The organism is Curtobacterium sp. MCBA15_009 (genome assembly GCF_001864895.1).
In the GTDB taxonomy this organism is placed as follows: Bacteria; Actinomycetota; Actinomycetes; order Actinomycetales; family Microbacteriaceae; genus Curtobacterium.
This window is the reverse complement of record NZ_MJGO01000041.1, coordinates 83,997-101,597: the sequence shown is the minus strand read 5'-3', so window position 1 is coordinate 101,597 and position 17,601 is coordinate 83,997. Positions and strand designations below refer to the sequence as shown.

Genomic DNA, 17,601 nt, shown 5'->3' with positions numbered 1-17,601 from the left:
CTGGTCCGGACGGCTCAGACGACCGGCGGGCGACCGGCCAGGGTCATCCGCGCGACGGTGAGCCAGCCGATCGGGCGGGTGGGACCGCAGTCGGCCGTCCACCCCTCGCGGATCCCACCGAACCAGGTCGCGAGTCGACGCGGGTGCCGCCACCAGCGCAGCACCTGGATCCCGGCCCAGGTGCCGACGTACACCGGGCGCAGGACCGCCGGCAGGTTGCGGCGTGCCAGGAACACCCGGTTGCGGGCGTTCAGCCGGTAGTACTCGGTGTGCCGTGCCGGGTCGATCGCCGGGTGGTGCGCCACGAGGTCCCCCGCGTAGAACGCACGGCGGCCGGCGTCCCACACCCGCCAGGCGAGCTCGATGCCCTCGTGCGCGTAGAAGTACTCGGCACCCCAGCCGCCGACAGCCCGGTAGACGTCCGTGGGCAGGACGACCGCGCCCTCCCAGACCGAGAAGACGGGCGACGAGTGGTCCGGCTCGCCCTTGCGGATGCGCGGGACCCAGCGGCGGGGGTTCGCGGCCCCGGTCGGGTCGACGACGCGGGGCTGCAGGAGCCCGAGCGACGGGTCGTGCTCGAACCGGTCGATCGCGTCGCGCAGGAACGTGTCCGACGGCACCGACGCGTCGTCGTCCAGGAAGAACACGTAGTCGCCGTCCACGACTGCGGCTCCGGCGTTGCGCCCGGCGGGGATCCCGACGTTCTCCGGCAGGGCCAGGGCCCGCACCCCGTCGGGCAGGCCGGTCGGCTCCCAGCCGTTGCCGACGCAGACGACGTCGAGCTCGACGTCCCGCTGTGCCAGGACGCTCTCGAGGCCGCGGTGCAGGTCGTCCGGGCGGGTGCCCTGCGACAGGCTCACGACCGCCACGCGGGGGTGCGCCCGGTGGACGACGGCGTGACGCCGCACGGTGCCGGGTGTCACGCGCGGACCCGCTTCGACGCGATGATCGCCAGGAAGTGCCCGATCGTGGCGAGCACCGCGAGCGGCAGCAGCGCGCCGACGAGGATCCGGCTGGCGAGCGGGTCGCCGATGACCAGTCCGAGCAGGGCGAACACGAAGGCGAGCATGCTCAGTTCGACAGAGTGGTACAGGCGGTGGAAGGGCAGGAACCGGGCGAGCCGACGGAGCGATGCGAGCTTCCGTCCGGACGGGGCGGTCGACGCGTCGCGGCGGTCGACGAGCTTGTCCAGGCCGGCGTTCGCGCGGGCGACGTGCACCATGTCGTTGAGCGCCTTGTTGAGGACGATGACGAGACCGAGTGCGCACCCGATCGTCGTCCACATCCAGTCGGCGTCGTGCACGGGCCAGGTCGCGGCACGGATGCCGAGGGCGACGGGGATCAGCCCCTCCGTCGTGTAGTGGCCGACCTTGTCCAGGAACACCCCAGCGGGCGAGTGCGTGCCGCGCCAACGGGCCACCTCGCCGTCGCTGCAGTCGACGAGCATCTGCAGCTGCCCGAGCACCAGCGCGAGCAGGGCACCCCAGATGCCGGGGATGAGCAGAGCAGCGGCGACGCTCCAGCCGACCAGGATCATGAGGCCCGTCACCTGGTTGGCGCTGACCCGGGTCTTGAGGAGCACCCAGGTCAGGTACGGCGACACGTCACGCAGGTACAGCGAGGCGGTCCAGTGCTCCGCGTTGGCGCGGGCGCGGACCTCGTCCGGTTGGCCCACGGCACGCAGTTCGGCGATCGAGGACGGCCGTGCGGCGCCCTGGTGGGGAAGAGCGTGGTCGGTCATGCGGTCACCGTCCGGTGTGGGTGGTCAGCTCGGAGGTCCGGGTGAGGAACCCGATGATGAAACCGATCCCCCACCCGACGTGGATGCACGGCAGCACCACGAGCAGCCAGGCGAGGGTCGCGACCCCGGACCGACGCGCGACGGCGACCGATCCGAGCACGACGAAGAGCAGGTACACCGCGGGGACGACGAAGCCGATCAGCGCCCAGGCGAGCGGTGTGCCCAGCGCAGCACCGACGACGCCGACGAGCCCCACGACGATCCCGAGCGCCATCGCGGCGACCATCGCCGGGGGCACGAAGTAGCGCAGGCCGTTGTTCGCCGGGAACCGTCGGGCGAGCTCGCCACGCCACAGACCGGTCGCGACGAACTGCCGGACCAGGCGCTTCAGGCTCGGCCGCGGGCGGTAGGTCACGACGAGCTCCGGCGTGAACCACACGGTGCCGCCGGTCTGGCGCAGGCGCCGGTTGAGTTCCCAGTCCTGCCCGCGCTTGATGCCCTCGTCGAACAGGCCGACCGCGAACAGGCGGTCCCGCTTGAAGACCCCGAGGTACGCCGTCTCTGCCGGTCCGGCGGTGCCGCCGACGTGGTGGGGCGTGCCGCCGAGCCCGACCCGGCTGCCGTAGGCCAGGGCCACCGCCCGTTCGAAGGGCGTGCGCCCCTCGGCCCGCATGATGCCGCCGACGTTGTCGGCGCCGGACTCGAGCAGCGTGCGCACGGCGATCCGGGTGTAGTCCGTCGGCAGCACGGAGTGCGCGTCGACCCGGACGACGACGGGGTGCACGGACGCGCGGATCGCGACGTTGAGGCCCGCGGGGGTCGAGCCGACCGGGTTCTCGATCGCGCGGATGCGGGGATCGGCCGCGCTCATCTCGGCGACGAGTTCGTTCGTGCCGTCGATCGAGGGCCCCAGGGCGAGGATGACCTCGAAGGGGCCGTCGTAGTCCTGGTCGAGCAGGCTGCCCACGGCGGCGCGGACCTCCGTGACCTCGTTGAGCACGGGCATCACGTACGAGACGCCCGGCAGGGGCTGTCCGTCTGTCTGCATGCGTACCTCGGGGTGCTGGCTGGGAGCACGGGACGCACCGGGGCCGGTGCCGCCCCGCAGAGCGACCATGAGCCTATCAAGGAGCCGAACCGGCTCCCTGCGGTGCGGCTGCGGACGCCGCCCCGGGACGGACGGGAGGCCCGGCGCACGTCGTGCACCGGGCCTCCTGTTCGTCGGCTGGTCGCGTCAGCCCTTGCTGTCGTACGTCCCCAGGGTCACGTCGGCCTGGCGGGACTGGCCGTTCCGCAGGTACGAGATCGTCGTTGAGGCGCCGCCGGCGAAGTACCGGACCTGCGCGGTCAGGTCGGTTGCGTCCGAGACGTTCGCCGACCCGATCTTCGTGACGACGTCGCCCTTCTGCAGGCCGGCCTTCGCGGCCGCTCCGCCGGACGACACCGACTTGATGAGCGCGCCCATCTGCGTGGCGCTCCGGTCGTCGGAGGCGTCGCCGACGGTCGCACCGAGGAGTCCGTGCGTGGCCGAGCCGTTGTCCTTGATCTCGTTCGCGACCCGCTTCACCAGGTTCGACGGGATCGAGAAGCCGACACCGATGCTGCCGGCCGCCGACTCGGACGACGACGAGCTGCCGGCCGACGCGATGGCGACGTTGATGCCGATGAGGCGGCCCTTCGAGTCGAGCAGCGCACCGCCCGAGTTGCCGGGGTTGATCGACGCGTCGGTCTGGATCACCGGCAGCGACACCGTCGTGTTCGCCGAGGAGCTGCTGCCGTTGTCGCCGTTGCCCCAGAAGTCGAACGGACCGCTGCCGCCGTTGCCGCCCTCGTTCGAGTCGCCGCCCTGACTGGGGGCGCTCGAGGTGACCTGGATGCTGCGGTCGAGCGTCGAGACGATGCCGTCGGTGACGGTGTTCGACAGGCCGAGCGGGGCACCGATCGCGACCGCGGTGTCGCCCACGTTGAGTTTCGTCGAGTCGGCGAACGCCATCGGCTTGAGGCCGGAGGCATCGATCTTGATGACCGCGAGGTCGACCGTCGGGTCGGTGCCGATGAGCTTGCCGGGGTAGATCTTGCCGTCGGAGGTCGTGACCGTGATCGACCCGTTCGCGCTGTCGCCGTCGAGGGTGACGACGTGCGTGTTCGTGACGATGTAGCCGTCCTTCGTCATCACGACGCCGGAACCGGTGCCGGCCTCGTTGCTCGACGACACGTTGATCGTCACGACCGACGGGGTCGCCTGCGCGGCGACGGCGGTGACGACCGTCGCGGAGTCGTAGTCGTTCACCGTGAGGTTGCCGCCCTGCGACGAACCGGAGGACACGATGCCGCCGCCGTCGTTCGCGGCGCTCGCGGCCCACCCGGCGCCGCCGCCGACGAGCCCCGCGAGGACCAGACCGGCGACGATCGGCAGCACGAGGCGGTTGCGACCCGTCCGTCGGTCGGAGGTGCTGGCGGCCGTCGAGCCCTCGGTGAAGTAGTGGCCGTTGCGGCGGTCGGAGCCGTCCACGTCGCCGAAGGCGCTCGTGGCGGACTGCGGCGCCTGGGCCGACGCTGCGGTGTACTCGGACGACGAGGCCGGGGCGGTGGCGGACGCCGGCTGGGCGTACTCGCCGTAGCGGGGCTGGGCGGCCGTGGGCTGGCCGTACTGCGACTGCTGGCCCTGCTGACCGTACTGCGACGGCTGCTGGCCGTACTGCGACGGCTGCTGGCCGTACTGCGACGGCTGCTGGCCGTACTGCTGCCGGGGCTGCTGGCCGTACTGCGACTGCCCGTACTGCGGCTGCTGGGGCTGCTGGGGCTGCTGGGGCTGCTGGCCGTACTGCTGCTGGCCGTACTGCGCCTGCTGGCTCTGCTCGCCGTAGCGGGGCTGCTGGCCCTGGTGCTGCTGCCCGTACTGCTGCTGGGCCGGCTGACCGTACTGGGACTGCTGGGACTGCTGCTCGCCGTGCTGCTGGCCGTAGGGCGTCGCCTGCTGGCCGTAGCCGCCCTGCGACGACGGGGCCTGGTCGACCCGCGGGTAGGGCGCGGTGAAGCGGTCGGTCGGGTGCTCCGTCGACGATGGGATCACATCGGTGTGGTCGGGCGTCGACGCGGCGTCGGGTCGTGCTCGGCCCGCGTCGTCCGGCTGGTCGGAGTCGTTCTGCATCGACGTGTTCCCCTTCGTGGCCGCCTGTGCGGCGTCCTCACTGGCGGCAGGCGATGCCGCATCGTCCGGACGGAGGTCGTCGCCCTGCCCGTTGGGCGTGGTGTCGGTCATGCTGGACGTGCTCCTTTCAAGCTCGTGCAGTCTGTCCCAGCCACCTGAACGATGCTTCTGGCGAGGCTGCGAGCAACCTCTGCCGATCTTATGCGTGCGCTGTGCAGCGGGTCCCCGGTCCGCGGCGGACGGCCAGCTAGGTTGGGGTCCGTTCAGCGCGACACGTCGTCGCCGGCAGGGCAGGAGACGAGATGCGACAGCAAGGACCCTGGTTGCGAGCGGCCGAGGGCGCGATGCTCCTCGGACCCGACGGCGTCCCCGCGCCCACCGTCTTCGCCGAGATGAGCGCCCTCGCGGCGCGCACCGGTGCGATCAACCTCGGCCAGGGCTTCCCCGACGAGGACGGTCCGGCCGAGGTGCTCGAAGCCGCGGTGCAGGCCATCCGGGACGGCGCCAACCAGTACCCGCCGGGCCGGGGCACGCCGGACCTCCGCGCGGCCGTCGCCGGCCACCAACAGCACTGGTACGGTCTCGAGGTCGACCCCGACCGCGAGGTGCTCGTCACGGCCGGCGCCACCGAGGCCCTGGCCGCGACGCTCCTGGCCCTCGTCGAACCCGGCGACGAGGTCGTCACCTTCGAGCCGTTCTACGACGCCTACGGCGCGCTCATCCGCCTCGCCGGCGGTGTCCACGTCACGGTGCCGCTGACCGCGCCGGACTTCCTGCCGGACGAGGACACCCTGCGCGCCGCCTTCTCGCACCGGACACGGGTGGTCCTGGTGAACACGCCGCACAACCCGACCGGTCGCGTCATGCCCGTCGAGGTGCTGCGGACGATCGTCGACCTCGCCACGCAGTACGACGCGGTGATCGTCACCGACGAGGTCTACGAGCACCTCACGTTCACGGTCCCGCACACGCCCGTCGCGACGCTGCCCGGTGCCGCCGAGCGCACCGTGTCCGTCTCGAGCGCGGGCAAGACCTTCAGCACCACCGGGTGGAAGATCGGCTGGCTGACCGCTCCCCCGCTGCTCGTCGAAGCGATCACGACCGTCAAGCAGTACCTGACGTTCGTGAACGGCGCGCCCTTCCAACCGGCGATCGCCGCTGGCCTGCGCCTGCCGGACGCGGTGTTCACCGGGATCGCCGCCGACCTGTCCGTGAAGCACGACCTGCTCGCCGCCGGGCTCCGGACAGCGGGGTTCGACGTGCTCCGACCGGACGGCGGGTACTTCGTCCTCGCGGACACGGCCCCGCTCGGCTACGAGGACGCCCGGGAGTTCTGCCTGCGGGCGCCGGAGCTGACCGGGGTCGTCGGGGTGCCGGTGTCGGCGTTCGTCCGGCCGGAGCACGCCGCGGGGTACCGCTCGCTCGTGCGGTTCGCGTTCTGCAAGCGCCGCTCCGTGCTCGCCGAGGCCGCCGAGCGCCTGACCGCCCTCCGTCCCGCGTCCTGACCCGTCCCGGCCCGTGGGAACGCCGGGGCGCTGTTCCGCGCGTCGGTGGTCGTTCCGCGCGTGGAAGGCGGATCCGCGCGTAGGAGGCCCGACGGTCCGACCTCCCACGCGCGATCCTGCTTCCCACAGCACGCGCGATGGGACGGAACGTCCGCGGCGGAGGCGGGGCGGGTCTCCTGGCAGAGACACACTTCAAGACAGTTCCGCGCGTGGGCGGACGTTCCGCGCGTGGAAGGCGGATCCGCGCGTAGGAGGCCCGACGTTCCGGCCTCCTACGCGCGGATCCGCTTCCCACAGCACGCGCGATGGGACGGAACGTGCGTGGCGGAGGCGGGGCGGGCCTCCTGGCAGAGACACACTTCAAGACAGTTCCGCGCGTGGGTGGTCGTTCCGCGCGTGGAAGGAGGATCCGCGCTTAGGAGGCCCGACGTTCCGCCCGCCCACGCGCGATCCTGCTTCCCACAGCGCGCGCGATGGGACGGAACGTGCGCGCCCGGGAGGCGATGGGACGACCTCCGCAACGGTTCCCCGCGGCGGTGGACGAACCGCGCGGAGGCGGCCCGACGTTCCGCCCTCTCACGCGCGGACCCGCTTCCCACAGCGCGCGCCATGGGACGGAACGTGCGTGTCAGAGGTGGGACGGGCCTCCTGGCCGGACGCGCAGCGCGACGTCGTACCGACGGAGCGACAGTGACGGGTTGACCTGACGGACGGAAGCGGTGACGGCCGTGTCCACCGTGGCGACGAGCGTGCCCGGGGTCGCTCCGGCGGACGCGACGGCGACGCCGGAAGGGTCGAGCACCACGGAGCCGCCGATGCCGATCGGCGGGGTCTGCCCGACGCCGACGACCCAGATCGTGTTCTCGATCGCGCGGGCGGTGAGCAGGGTGCGCCAGTGGTGTTCCTTGCCCGGCCCCTTGACCCACTCGGCGGGCAGGACGACGACGTCTGCGGCGCCGACCTCGGGGGCGGCGAGCCGACGGGTGACCTCGGGGAACCGCAGGTCGTAGCAGGTCTCGAGGCCGACGCGCACGCCCTCGAGCTCGAAGACGGGCAGCTGTTCGGGGTCGCCGGGCTCGATGCGGTCGGACTCCCGTGCCCCGAACGCGTCGTAGAGGTGGACCTTGCGGTAGGTCGCGGCGATGGTCCCGTCGGGCAGCACGGCGACCAGGGTGTTCCGGAAGCGTTCCGGGGTGTCGGCGGTCTCGGCGACGCCGACCACGAGGGCGATGCCGGTCGAGCGCGCGATTCGGCGGAGCCCGGTGACGAAGGGGCCGTCGAGCGGTTCGGCTGCGGCGACGAAGCGGTCGTCGATGTCGGCCGTGAAGTACGAGGTGTACTCCGGCGTCACCAACAGGTCGGCTCCGCGTGCGGCTGCCTCGGTGGCGGCGGTGCGGACGGTCTCGAGGTTGGCGTTCGTGTCGTCCACCGGCGCGAACTGCGCGGCCGCGATCGTGAGGATGCCCATCCGCTGAGCGTAGCCGGGCGGTGTGCGGGAACGGGCCGTGCGGCTCCGCATCGATCGTGCTCGGCGATGTCCCGGACATGCGAAAGGCCCCGGTCCGAGTGGACCGGGGCCTTTGCTGTGACGCTTGGTTGCGGGGGCAGGATTTGAACCTACGACCTCTGGGTTATGAGCCCAGCGAGCTACCGAACTGCTCCACCCCGCGGCACGTTGAACAGCCTACACGGGCCCGTGGCGGGGCACAAATCGAGTGCCCCGCCACGGTGTGTCACTCGCCGTTCTCGGCCGCGGTGGCGGCTTCGATGGCGTCCTGCAGGCGCTGGTCGGCCTCGGCCGCGGCGACCAGGTCGTTGTCCGCGTAGGCCTGCTGGCGGTCCTGCAGCGCGTCGTTCGCGTCCGACAGCGCCTTCTGCAGCGCGTCGTTGTCGACCGTGCCGGAACCCGTCGAGCCACCGGTCGAACCGGAGCCCGACCCGGCGTCCGAGCCCGAACCGGAGTCGGATCCCTCGTCGGTCGAGCCGCTGCCCGAGCCCCCGGTGCCGGAGTCACCGGCGGTCGCGCCGGAGTCGCCGTCGAACAGGGCGTCGAGGGCCTCGTCGAGGGTGTTCTCGAACTCGACCCGGTCGCCGAAGGCCACGAGGACCTTCTGCAGCAGCGGGTACGAGCCGCTCGACGTCGACTGGACGTACACGGGCTGCACGTACAGGAAGCCGCCGCCGACCGGGAGGGTCAACAGGTTGCCCTGCTTCACGGTCGAGTTGCCGCGCTTCAGGATGTTCAGCTGCTGCGAGACCCGCGAGTCACCATTGAAGAGACCCTGCACCTGCACCGGACCGGGGATGTTGTCGGTCTTCGGCATCGTCAGCAGGGTGAGGGTGCCGTAGCCGGAACCCTTCTTCCCCTTGCCGGCACCGCCGGCGTCGGAGTTCGCGGCGAGGTAGCCGGTCAGCACGTTGCGGTTGTTGTCGCCGGCCGTCTGCTGCGGGATGTACGTCGTGTAGAGCGAGTACGCCGTCCCCTGCCCTGGGACCTTCATCGTGAGGTAGTACGGGTCCTGCAGGTTGCTCGCACTCGTCGACGACGACTGGGCGTTCAGTGCGTTGTTCTGCACCTGCGAGTTCGAGTTCGAACCCGTGCCCGTCGTGTCCGTGTCGGTGTCCGTGTTCGCCGCCGTGGTGGTCGTCGGCTCCTGCGGGGTGTTCCACGCGTCGTCACCCGAGTAGAACGAGTTCGCGTTCGTGACGTGGTACGTGCCGAGGATCGAACGCTGCACCTTGAACAGGTCCGTGGGGTACCGGACGTGGTCGAGGAGCTCCGCGCTCATGCTCGAGACCGGCTGCATCGCGGTCGGGAAGATCTTCTGCCACGTCTTGAGCACCGGGTCCTCGGTGTCCCATGCGTAGAGGGTCACCTTGCCCGTGTACGCGTCGACGGTGGCCTTCACCGAGTTGCGGATGTAGTTCACCTGGTCGGTGCGGTACGCCGAGCTCTCGGCCCCCGCGATGCTGTCCGACAGGCTCTGGCTCTGCGAGTACGGGTAGGCGTCGCTCGTGGTGTAGCCGTCGACGACCCACTGGATGCGGTGGTCGACGATCGCCGGGTAGGCGTCGCTGTCGACCGTCAGGTACGGCGCGACCTTCTTCACACGGGTGAGCGGGTCACGGTCGTAGAGGATCTGTGACTTCTGGTTGACGGCGTCCGAGAGCAGGATCTGCTCCGACTGGAACTTCGCCGCGTAGACCAGGCGGTTGAAGAAGTTGCCGATGCTCGGCCCGCCCTGGCCTGCGTAGGTCGTGGTCGCGTTGCCGCCGTTGTCGGTGTCGTCGTCGGAGCCGGACGGGTAGTCGAGCTCGACGTCCTTCGAGCCTTCCGGCGCACCCACGATCGAGTACGGCGGCGAGGTCTCGCCGAAGTAGACGCGCTGCTGGAACTCGCCCAGCGCACCGTTCGACGGGATGCCCGACTCGAGGAACACCGGCTTGCCGTCGGAGGCGCGCTGGTTGCCGTACGCCGCGGTCACGCCGTAGCCGTGCGTGTAGACGAAGGCCCGGTTGTACTGCGTGTTCGCCGCGTTGCTCAGGCCGCCGAGGTCGATGTCACGCACCGCGATGACGGTGTCCTCGGTCTTGCCCTTGACGTCGTACCGGTCGACGTCGAGCTGCTTCGGGAACTGGTAGTACTGCCGGTACTGCTGCAGCTGGCTGAAGGTGTCGGAGACGATCTTCGGGTCGATGAGGCGGATGTTCGCCGTCGTCTGCACGTCCTCTGCCAGGGCGCCGGAGCTCGCCTCGGTGGTGGCGTCGTAGTTCTGTTCCTCGACCCCGGAGACGCCGTACGCGTCCCTGGTCGCCTTGATGTTCCGCTCGATGTAGGCGGACTCGTAGGTTCGCTCCGAGGGCTTCACCTGCAGTCGCTGGACGATCCACGGGTAGATGCCGCCGACGACGATCGCCGCGACGAGCAGCAGCCCGGTGCCGACGATCGAGATGCGCCAGCGACCGATGACCGCCGTGAGGATGAAGAGGATCGCCACGATCGCGGCGATGCCGGCCAGGATCTCGCGGCCCGGGATGACCGCGTTGACGTCGGTGTACTGCGCACCCGTGATCCGCGGGTTGTCCTTGATGAGGGTCGCGTACTGGTCGAGCCAGAGGCTGACGGCCTGCAGGGCGACGTAGACCGCAGCGGTCACGGCCAGCTGCACGCGTGCGGCCCGGGAGACCCGGACCTCGCGCTGTCCGAAGCGCAGGGCGCCGTAGAGGTAGCAGGCGGCGAGCGCGGCGAGGCCGGCGATGAGCACGACGGCCGACGAGTACGCGACGACCGAGCGCCAGAACGGCAGCTCGAAGACGTAGAAGCCGATGTCGAGGCCGAACTGCGGGTCCTTCTTGCCGAAGGGCGTCCGGTTGAAGTACTCGAGCACCATGCTCCAGCGGCCGGCGGTCGACAGCCCGGCGAAGATGCCGAGCACGACGGGGATGCCGATCATGACGGCACGGCGGAGCGGCTCGATGACCTGCTGGTAGCGGTCGAGCTGCGAGTTCAGCTTCGCGTAGACGGGGCGGAACCGGAACGCGAGCGCGATGCTCGCGTACACCGGGATCGCCATGCCGAGGAACCCGGCGACGAACATGAGCGCACTGGCGGTCCAGCGCGTGGTGAGGACCTGCTGGAAGCCGAGCTGCGCGAACCACGCGTAGTCGGTGTACAGGCTGGCGAAGATGAAGAAGCCGATCACCAGTGCGGCCAGCACGATGATCGTGACCACGATCGGGACCCGCGGCGAACGCCGCCCCGAGGTGGACGAGGTTGTCGTCACTTGATGTGCTCCAGACGTGTCGGACCGGCGGGCCCGGCACGTGGCGGGCCGTCAGTGCCACCGATCCTATGGGACCGGACCGATGGTGAAACTGTACGGGGACTCAGGATGCGCGTCAGGACCCGCAGCGGGCCAGCTTCGCGGTGCTCCCGCCGTCGGCGATCGTCTGCAGGTCCGTCACGGCCTGGTCGAGCGTCGAGACCTTGTACACGTCGAGTCCGTCGGGCACGTGGCCGACGACCTCGTCGCAGTTGGCCGCGGGCGCGAGGAACACGGTGGCCCCGGCCTGCTTCGCGCCGTAGAGCTTCTGGCGGATGCCGCCGATGGCGCCGACCTCGCCGTCGGCCGTGATCGTGCCGGTGCCCGCGACGTGCTCGCCGCCGTTCAGCTCGCCGGGCGTGATCTCGTCGATGATCCCGAGCGCGAACATCATGCCGGCCGAGGGGCCGCCGACGTCCTGCAGCGTGATCGACACCCGGAACGGGAAGTCGTAGCGCTCGGTCACCCCGACGCCGAGGAGCGCGGTGCCCTGCTCGTCGCGCGGGGTGACGCGGACCTGCTTCGTCGCGCCGTCGCGTCGCAGGGTGATCGTCGCGGGACTGCTCGTGCCGTGCTCCGCGACGGCCTCGCGCAACGAGGTGGCGTCGGCGTTCGTGGTCAGGGACGTGCCGTCGAAGGCGGTGATGACGTCGCCCTGCCGGATCGTGCCGTCGGCAGCGGACCCCTCCTGCACGGTGCCGACCTGCAGCTCGGTGGGCAGGTCGTAGCCCTGCTGCACGAGGGCCGCTGCGACGGCGGACTGCTGCGACGCCTGCATGTCGGCGGAGTCCTGCTTGTTGACCTGCTCGGTGGTGGTGCCGCTCGGGTAGACGGCCTCGACCGGGATCACCGCCTGCGACCGGGTGAAGACCGCGCGGACCACGCTCGTCCAGGACGGTCGGTTCGTCGCGTCGCCCTGGATGCCGACGGTGAGCATGTCGAGCGCGCCGGAGGTCGGGTACGTCTCGTGCCCGGAGATCTGGATGAGCTTGACGTCCTTCGCGTCCTTGCCCGTCCCCTGCTGCTGCGTGCCGATGGTGTTGTAGACCGGGCCGGGCACCTCGATCAGGTACGGGCTCGGGAGCAGGCTCGCGACGATGCCGAGGACCACGGCACCGACCACGAACGACCACCCGACCGTCCTGGCGCGGGATCGACGACGGGGCGCGGGGGCGAAGAGGGTCACGCAGGATCCTTCCGGAGTGGGGTGTTCGCCCTCGGCGCAGCGGTTCGGGCGTTCCCACGGGGGCGTCCCAGGTCCGTGCCCGTGAGCAGCGATTAGCGTAGTCGGCATGCCTGATGAACCCCAGCCTGGGCCGGACGACGACTTCCAGGAGATGCTGCGCAAGCTGCTCTCGGGCGAGGGCCAGATCGACCCGTCGCAGCTCGCCGGAGCCGCCGGCCTGCCGAACGACCCGGCCTTCGTGGCGAACCTGATGAGCCAGCTGCAGCACGCGGCGCAGTCGGGCGGCGACGGCATCGACTTCTCCGCCACGGCGGACCGTGCGACCGCGATCGCCCGCGACGGCGGTCACCCGGTCGACCCGGCGACCTCGCAGGCCGCCGACCAGGCGTTCCAGGTCGCCGCGCTCTGGCTCGACGAGGTCACGACCGTCGCGGAGCTCACCGCCGCACCGAGCCTGTACACCCGCGAGCAGTGGGCACGGGCGACGACGCCGGTGTGGACCCAGATCGCGGAGCCGGTCGCGTTCAGCATCGCGGACGCCCTGACCGAGGCGATCGACCAGCGCGCCCCGGAAGAGCTCAAGGCCATGCTCGGCGACGTCTCGAAGGCGATGCGCGGCGTCGGCGGCGCACTGTTCGCGATCCAGCTCGGTCAGGTCGTCGGCCAGCTCGCGAAGGAGGTCGTGTCGGGTGGCGACGTCGGCGTGCCGCTGCTCGACGAGCAGGTCGCAGCGCTCGTGCCGCAGAACGTGTCCGAGTTCGCCGAGGGGCTCGACGTGCCCGAGGACGAGGTCCGCATCTACCTGGCCGTCCGCGAGCTCGCGCACGCCCGGCTGTTCCGCTCCGCGCGGTGGCTGCGCCTGCACATCATCTCGTCGATCACCGAGTACGCACGCGGCATCCACATCCCGTTCGACCGCGTGGAGGAACTCGCGGCGGACATCGACCCGACGAACCAGGAGCAGCTGCGCGACGCACTCGCCTCGGGTGCCCTCATCCCGCCCCGCACGCCGGAGCAGGACGCCGCACTCGCCCGGCTCGAGACCATGCTCGCCCTGGTCGAGGGCTGGGTGGACACGGTGACGGCCGCGGCGACGAGCCGGCTGCCGAAGGCCGGCGCCATCGCCGAGATGGTCCGCCGCCGCCGTGCCGCGGGCGGCCCCGCCGAGTCCGCGTTCGCGACCCTCGTCGGACTCGAACTGCGACCGCGCCGCCTGCGCGAGGCCGCCGCGATGTGGCAGCGGGTGACCGACGAGCTCGGCGCCGAGCAGCGGGACGCCCTCTGGTCGCACTTCGACCTCGTGCCGACGTCCGAGGACGTCGACGCGCCGGAGGCGCTCGTCGCCCGCCTGCGCAACCCGGAGCAGACCGTGGAGGACGACGCCTTCGACAAGGCCCTCGAGGACCTGCTCAACGACGCCACCGGCGCCCGCCCCCAGGAGGACGAGTCCGGGCACGTCGCCGAGGAGCCCGGTGACACCGACGGCACGGACGACACCGACCGCCGCTGAGTTCTCCACAGATCGACCACACGACCCCACGCCGCCCCGTCGAACGGGCAGCGTGGGGTCATGGGCATCCGCATCGATCCGGCGCTCGAGTTCGTCTGGCGTGACCCCGCCACCGTGCAGCTCGGCGTGGACCCGCCGCGCGCCCTCGTCGACGTGCCGAGCACGGCCGAGGAACGCTTCCTGTGCGCGCTCCGCCGCGAGACCGGGCGCGACGCGCTGTCCGGGGTGGCGACGGCGTCCGGTTGCCCGCCGGACGTCGCCGCTCGGGTCCTCGGAGCGGCGTCACCGGCGGTGGTCGACGTGCTCCCCGAGCCGCTCGAGCGGGTCGAGGTGCACGGGCGGGGTCCCCTCGCCGACGCGATCGCAGGGTTCCTGAGCGGCGAGGGCGTCACCGTCGTCCGGACGACCGCGCCCAGGGGCGGCCCGGTCCACCTGCCGGGGCACGACCCACGGCTCGCCGTCGTGGTCGCCGACCACGTCGTCGACCCGGCGCTGCGCGCCGCCTGGACCCGCAGGGGCGTGCCGCACCTGCCGGTGGTGGTGGGCGACGGACGCATCCGCCTCGGGCCGTTCGTCGTGCCGGGTGGTGGGCCGTGCCTCCAGTGCGCGGAGCTCGGGCGGACCGACGCCGACCCGGCCTGGCCGACCATCGCCTCCCAGCTGTGGGGACGCCCGGCGGCACCGCTGTCGCCGTGGCGGGTCGCCGCGGTGGCGGCCGCTGCCACCCGCGCGCTCGTCGAACGCCTGCCGCTGCGGACGCAGCGCGCCGACCCGGACCAACTCGTCTTCGACCGCGACGACCTGTCGGTCAACCGGACGCCGGTGCGGCCCCATCCACGCTGCGCGTGCCGAGCGCTGCCAGGAACCGGCTCGGGGTCCGGGCTCCCCCACGCGTGGACCCCTGTCTCGACCACGTGATGGTGATCGAGTGACGAGCGCGGGTCAATCCGACGTAGAAGAGCCGCCGCTCCTCGTCGACCTCGGTGTCGGTGGTGGCGTGCGAGATCGGGAGCAGCCCCTCGGCGGCGCCGGCGATGACGACGTGCGGCCACTCCAGACCCTTGGAGGAGTGCAGGGTCGCGAGGGTGACGGCGTCCACGTCGGGTTCGTGGTGCGTCGCGGCGCGGTCGACGAGGTCCTGCGTGAACTGCTGCATGGTGGTGCCGGCTGGTGCGTCCTCGGCGAGGCCCATGATCGCCTGCAGGGCCTCCCACTGCTCGCGGACGGCGCCGGTGCCCTCGGGGGCGGTGGGCGTCCAGCCGCTCACCTGCAGCACGAGGCGCACCCGACGGGTCAGCTCGTCGTCCGTCTGCCGGATCGCCTCGCCGCGCATGTGGTGCACCGCGAGCTTGACCTCCGGCCGGTTGAAGAACCGGGTGCCGCCCTGCACCCGGAACGGGATGCCGTTGCGCCCGAGAGCGGACTCGAGGGCGGCGGACTGCGCCCCGACGCGGAACAGGACGGCGCAGTCACCGTAGGACGCGCCGCCGTCGACGAGCTCCGCGATGCGGCGGGCGATGGTCTGGGCCTCGTCGCCGTCGTGGACGCACGGCACCACCACGGGTTCCGGTCCGGGTTCCGTGGACTGCGCGACGAGGTCGAGCGCGCCCGGCTGGCCGCGCATCAGGGCGTTCGCGGCGTGCACCACCTGCCGGGTGGAGCGGTAGTTCCGCTCGAGTCGCAGCACCGAGCCGCGGGGGAACTCCGAACCGAAGCCGAGCAGGTAGTCGCTCGAGGCGCCCGCGAACGAGTAGATGGTCTGGCTGGCGTCACCGACGACGCACAGGTCGTCGCGGCCACCGAGCCACGCCCGGAGCAGGTCGTGCTGCACGGGCGAGACGTCCTGGTACTCGTCGACGACGAAGAACCGGTACTGCTGCCGCACGTACGACGCCACCCGCGGCTCGGACTCGACCATGCCGAGCGTCGTGAGCAGGACGTCCTCGAAGTCGAGCTGCCGACGGTCGTCCTTGAGCCGCTCGTACGCCTTCATGAGGTCGATGACCCGCCGGGGCGAGGTGTCGCGCGGCATGACGCGGTCGGCGGCGGCGGCCTCGTACTCCTCGAGCGAGAGCATCTGCACCTTGCGCCACTCGACCTCGGCGGCCAGGTCGCGGAGCACGGGCGTGTCCACGGACATGCCGACGGTGTCCGCGGCGTGGGCGATCATCCGGCCCTTCGACTCGACGATCTTCGGCGCGTGCCCGCCGACCGTGTCCGGCCAGAAGTAGCTGAGCTGCGCCATCGCTGCCGCGTGGAAGGTGCGCGCCTGGACCGTGCCGGCCCCGAGCGAGCGCAGTCGGGAGCGCAGCTCACCGGCTGCGCGGGTCGTGAACGTCAGGGCGAGGACGTGGTTCGGGGCGTAGGTGCCCGTCGCCACGCCGTAGGCGATGCGGTGCGTGATGGCGCGGGTCTTGCCGGTGCCGGCACCGGCGAGGACCGCGACCGGGCCGAGCAGCGTCCTCGCGACGGTGCGCTGCTCGGCGTCGAGCGCGGCGAGCAGCTCGTCGGGCGACGGCGGACGGACCTCGGGCGCCCCGGCACCAGCCCGAGCACCCGGCGAACCGGCACCGGCACGCGGAGAACCGGTACCGGCACGAGCACCCGGAGCACCGGCACCAGCACCCGGAGGACCGGCCGCGCCCCACCCCGGACCGCTCACGGTGTGTCCAGCGGCCCGCCGTACCACTCCTCGATGATGGCGCGGGCGATCGAGGTGCGTCCGGGCAGCAGCAGGGTGTCCCCCGCGCGCTCCCGGATCTCGTCGCGCGAGAACCAGCGGACGTCGAGGATCTCCACACCGTCCGGCCGCGCCGTCGACGGGTCGCCGTCGAGCGCGCGTGCGCGGAAGCCCACCATCAGGGACGCCGGGAACGGCCAGGGCTGCGAGCCGAGGTACTCGGGCTCCTCGACGCGGACGCCGGACTCCTCCCAGACCTCGCGGCGGACCGCGTCCTCCAGGGACTCGCCCGGCTCGACGAACCCGGCGAGCAGCGAGTACCGGTTCGCGTCCCAGGCGGCGTTCGAGCCGAGCAGGATCCGGTCGTCGGCGTCGACCACGCCGACGATGATCGCGGCGTCGGTGCGCGGGAAGTGCTCGTGGCCCTGCGGGTCGCGGCGCACCCAGCCGCCGGTGACGACGTCGGTGGCCGAGCCGGTGCGGGGCGAGAACCCGTGGACGGCGTGCCAGTTCGCCATCGCGACCGCCTCGACCGCCAGCCCCTGGTCGCGTGCCGAGAGCTCGGTGCCGAACATGCGCAGGCTCTCCCACGCGTCGGCGGAGGGCTCGATCGCGGCCGCGGTGTCGTCGTCCACCAGTGCGGCGACGAAGCGGGTGCCGGCGGGGGCGTCGTCGGCGTCGGACACGGCCCGGCCGAGGTACAGGACGACGGTGCCCTCCGGCACGTCGGATGCGGTCACGAAGCGCAGGGCGCCGTCGGCGTTCCGCAGCACCTCGGCGCCGTGCACCGGCAGGAACCGGGTCTGCCCGTCCTCGCGCAGGACGCGCTCGAGGTCGGGGGTGGTGCGGAACTCGGCGTCGCGGTCGAGTTCGTTGCGGGACAGCGGGAGCCGGGAGGCGAACTCGACGGTCACGGCAGAGGGCTCCTCAGATCAGCGGCTTCGGCCGGGAGCGCCCGGGTCAGCGTGGCGCGCCCCGAAGGCGACGACACGGACCTACCCTGAT

The 17,601-nt window shown here is 71.8% G+C and carries 12 protein-coding genes and 1 tRNA gene; 3 read left to right on the top strand and 10 right to left on the bottom strand.

The annotated features are described in order from the left end of the window. Positions 1 to 14: 14 nt before the first annotated feature. From BIU97_RS16215 to BIU97_RS16200, 4 genes are all read right to left on the bottom strand, one after another. Entirely contained in the window at positions 15 to 923 is a 909-nt protein-coding gene (locus BIU97_RS16215) for a glycosyltransferase family 2 protein (protein ID WP_175472154.1), read from the bottom strand. Continuing rightward, positions 920 to 1,741: a CDP-alcohol phosphatidyltransferase family protein gene (locus BIU97_RS16210; RefSeq protein ID WP_071263311.1), complete on the bottom strand. Its 822-nt coding sequence runs from the start codon at positions 1,739 to 1,741 to the stop codon at positions 920 to 922. Before BIU97_RS16210 ends, BIU97_RS16215 begins: the two co-directional genes overlap by 4 nt. Positions 1,742 to 1,745: 4 nt before the next feature. Further along, complete coding sequence (locus BIU97_RS16205) at positions 1,746 to 2,789, bottom strand: glycosyltransferase family 2 protein (protein ID WP_071263313.1); 1,044 nt, start codon at positions 2,787 to 2,789, stop codon at positions 1,746 to 1,748. 186 nt (positions 2,790 to 2,975) lie between these two features. Continuing rightward, positions 2,976 to 5,003, bottom strand: coding sequence for a S1C family serine protease (locus BIU97_RS16200; RefSeq protein WP_071298165.1), 2,028 nt, complete (start codon positions 5,001 to 5,003; stop codon positions 2,976 to 2,978). 191 nt (positions 5,004 to 5,194) lie between these two features. On the opposite strand from BIU97_RS16200, the gene BIU97_RS16195 reads away from it, so the two are divergent. After that, a complete protein-coding gene (locus BIU97_RS16195; RefSeq protein ID WP_071263315.1) occupies positions 5,195 to 6,397 on the top strand; it encodes an aminotransferase class I/II-fold pyridoxal phosphate-dependent enzyme in 1,203 nt (400 codons plus the stop codon). A 628-nt stretch (positions 6,398 to 7,025) separates the two neighbouring features. On the opposite strand, the gene BIU97_RS16190 is transcribed toward BIU97_RS16195, so the two are convergent. From BIU97_RS16190 to BIU97_RS16175, 4 genes are all read right to left on the bottom strand, one after another. Beyond that, complete coding sequence (locus tag BIU97_RS16190) at positions 7,026 to 7,865, bottom strand: carbon-nitrogen hydrolase family protein (RefSeq protein ID WP_071263317.1); 840 nt, start codon at positions 7,863 to 7,865, stop codon at positions 7,026 to 7,028. Positions 7,866 to 7,990: 125 nt separating this feature from the next. Continuing rightward, positions 7,991 to 8,067 (bottom strand) — tRNA-Met (locus tag BIU97_RS16185). A gap of 63 nt (positions 8,068 to 8,130) precedes the next feature. Next, positions 8,131 to 11,130: a UPF0182 family membrane protein gene (locus BIU97_RS16180; protein ID WP_175472153.1), complete on the bottom strand. Its 3,000-nt coding sequence runs from the start codon at positions 11,128 to 11,130 to the stop codon at positions 8,131 to 8,133. Between the two features lie 166 nt (positions 11,131 to 11,296). After that, positions 11,297 to 12,406, bottom strand: coding sequence for a YlbL family protein (locus BIU97_RS16175; RefSeq protein ID WP_071263319.1), 1,110 nt, complete (start codon positions 12,404 to 12,406; stop codon positions 11,297 to 11,299). 106 nt (positions 12,407 to 12,512) lie between these two features. Here BIU97_RS16175 and BIU97_RS16170 point away from each other — a divergent pair, with 106 nt between their 5' ends. Next, positions 12,513 to 13,916, top strand: coding sequence for a zinc-dependent metalloprotease (locus BIU97_RS16170; RefSeq protein ID WP_071263322.1), 1,404 nt, complete (start codon positions 12,513 to 12,515; stop codon positions 13,914 to 13,916). A gap of 60 nt (positions 13,917 to 13,976) precedes the next feature. Then, a complete protein-coding gene (locus BIU97_RS17410; RefSeq protein WP_071263325.1) occupies positions 13,977 to 14,834 on the top strand; it encodes a TOMM precursor leader peptide-binding protein in 858 nt (285 codons plus the stop codon). Here the strand turns inward: BIU97_RS17410 and BIU97_RS16160 are convergent. After that, positions 14,725 to 16,578 (bottom strand): ATP-dependent helicase, encoded by a 1,854-nt coding sequence (locus BIU97_RS16160; protein ID WP_254783022.1) that lies wholly within the window; start codon positions 16,576 to 16,578, stop codon positions 14,725 to 14,727. The two genes, BIU97_RS17410 and BIU97_RS16160, sit on opposite strands and share 110 nt — an antisense overlap. After that, entirely contained in the window at positions 16,575 to 17,510 is a 936-nt protein-coding gene (gene nudC / locus BIU97_RS16155; protein ID WP_071298164.1) for an NAD(+) diphosphatase, read from the bottom strand. The genes BIU97_RS16160 and nudC overlap by 4 nt, the downstream gene beginning before the upstream one ends. Between the last annotated feature and the right edge of the window lie 91 nt (positions 17,511 to 17,601).

Excerpts from the sequence above, each read along its gene's own strand:
- BIU97_RS16170 (WP_071263322.1), top strand. The coding sequence starts at position 12,513 with ATGCCTGATGAACCCCAGCCTGGGCCGGACGACGACTTCCAGGAGATG.
- BIU97_RS16200 (WP_071298165.1), bottom strand. The coding sequence starts at position 5,003 with ATGACCGACACCACGCCCAACGGGCAGGGCGACGACCTCCGTCCGGAC.
- BIU97_RS16210 (WP_071263311.1), bottom strand. The coding sequence starts at position 1,741 with ATGACCGACCACGCTCTTCCCCACCAGGGCGCCGCACGGCCGTCCTCG.
- BIU97_RS16190 (WP_071263317.1), bottom strand. The coding sequence starts at position 7,865 with ATGGGCATCCTCACGATCGCGGCCGCGCAGTTCGCGCCGGTGGACGAC.
- BIU97_RS17410 (WP_071263325.1), top strand. The coding sequence starts at position 13,977 with ATGGGCATCCGCATCGATCCGGCGCTCGAGTTCGTCTGGCGTGACCCC.
- BIU97_RS16195 (WP_071263315.1), top strand. The coding sequence starts at position 5,195 with ATGCGACAGCAAGGACCCTGGTTGCGAGCGGCCGAGGGCGCGATGCTC.
- BIU97_RS16205 (WP_071263313.1), bottom strand. The coding sequence starts at position 2,789 with ATGCAGACAGACGGACAGCCCCTGCCGGGCGTCTCGTACGTGATGCCC.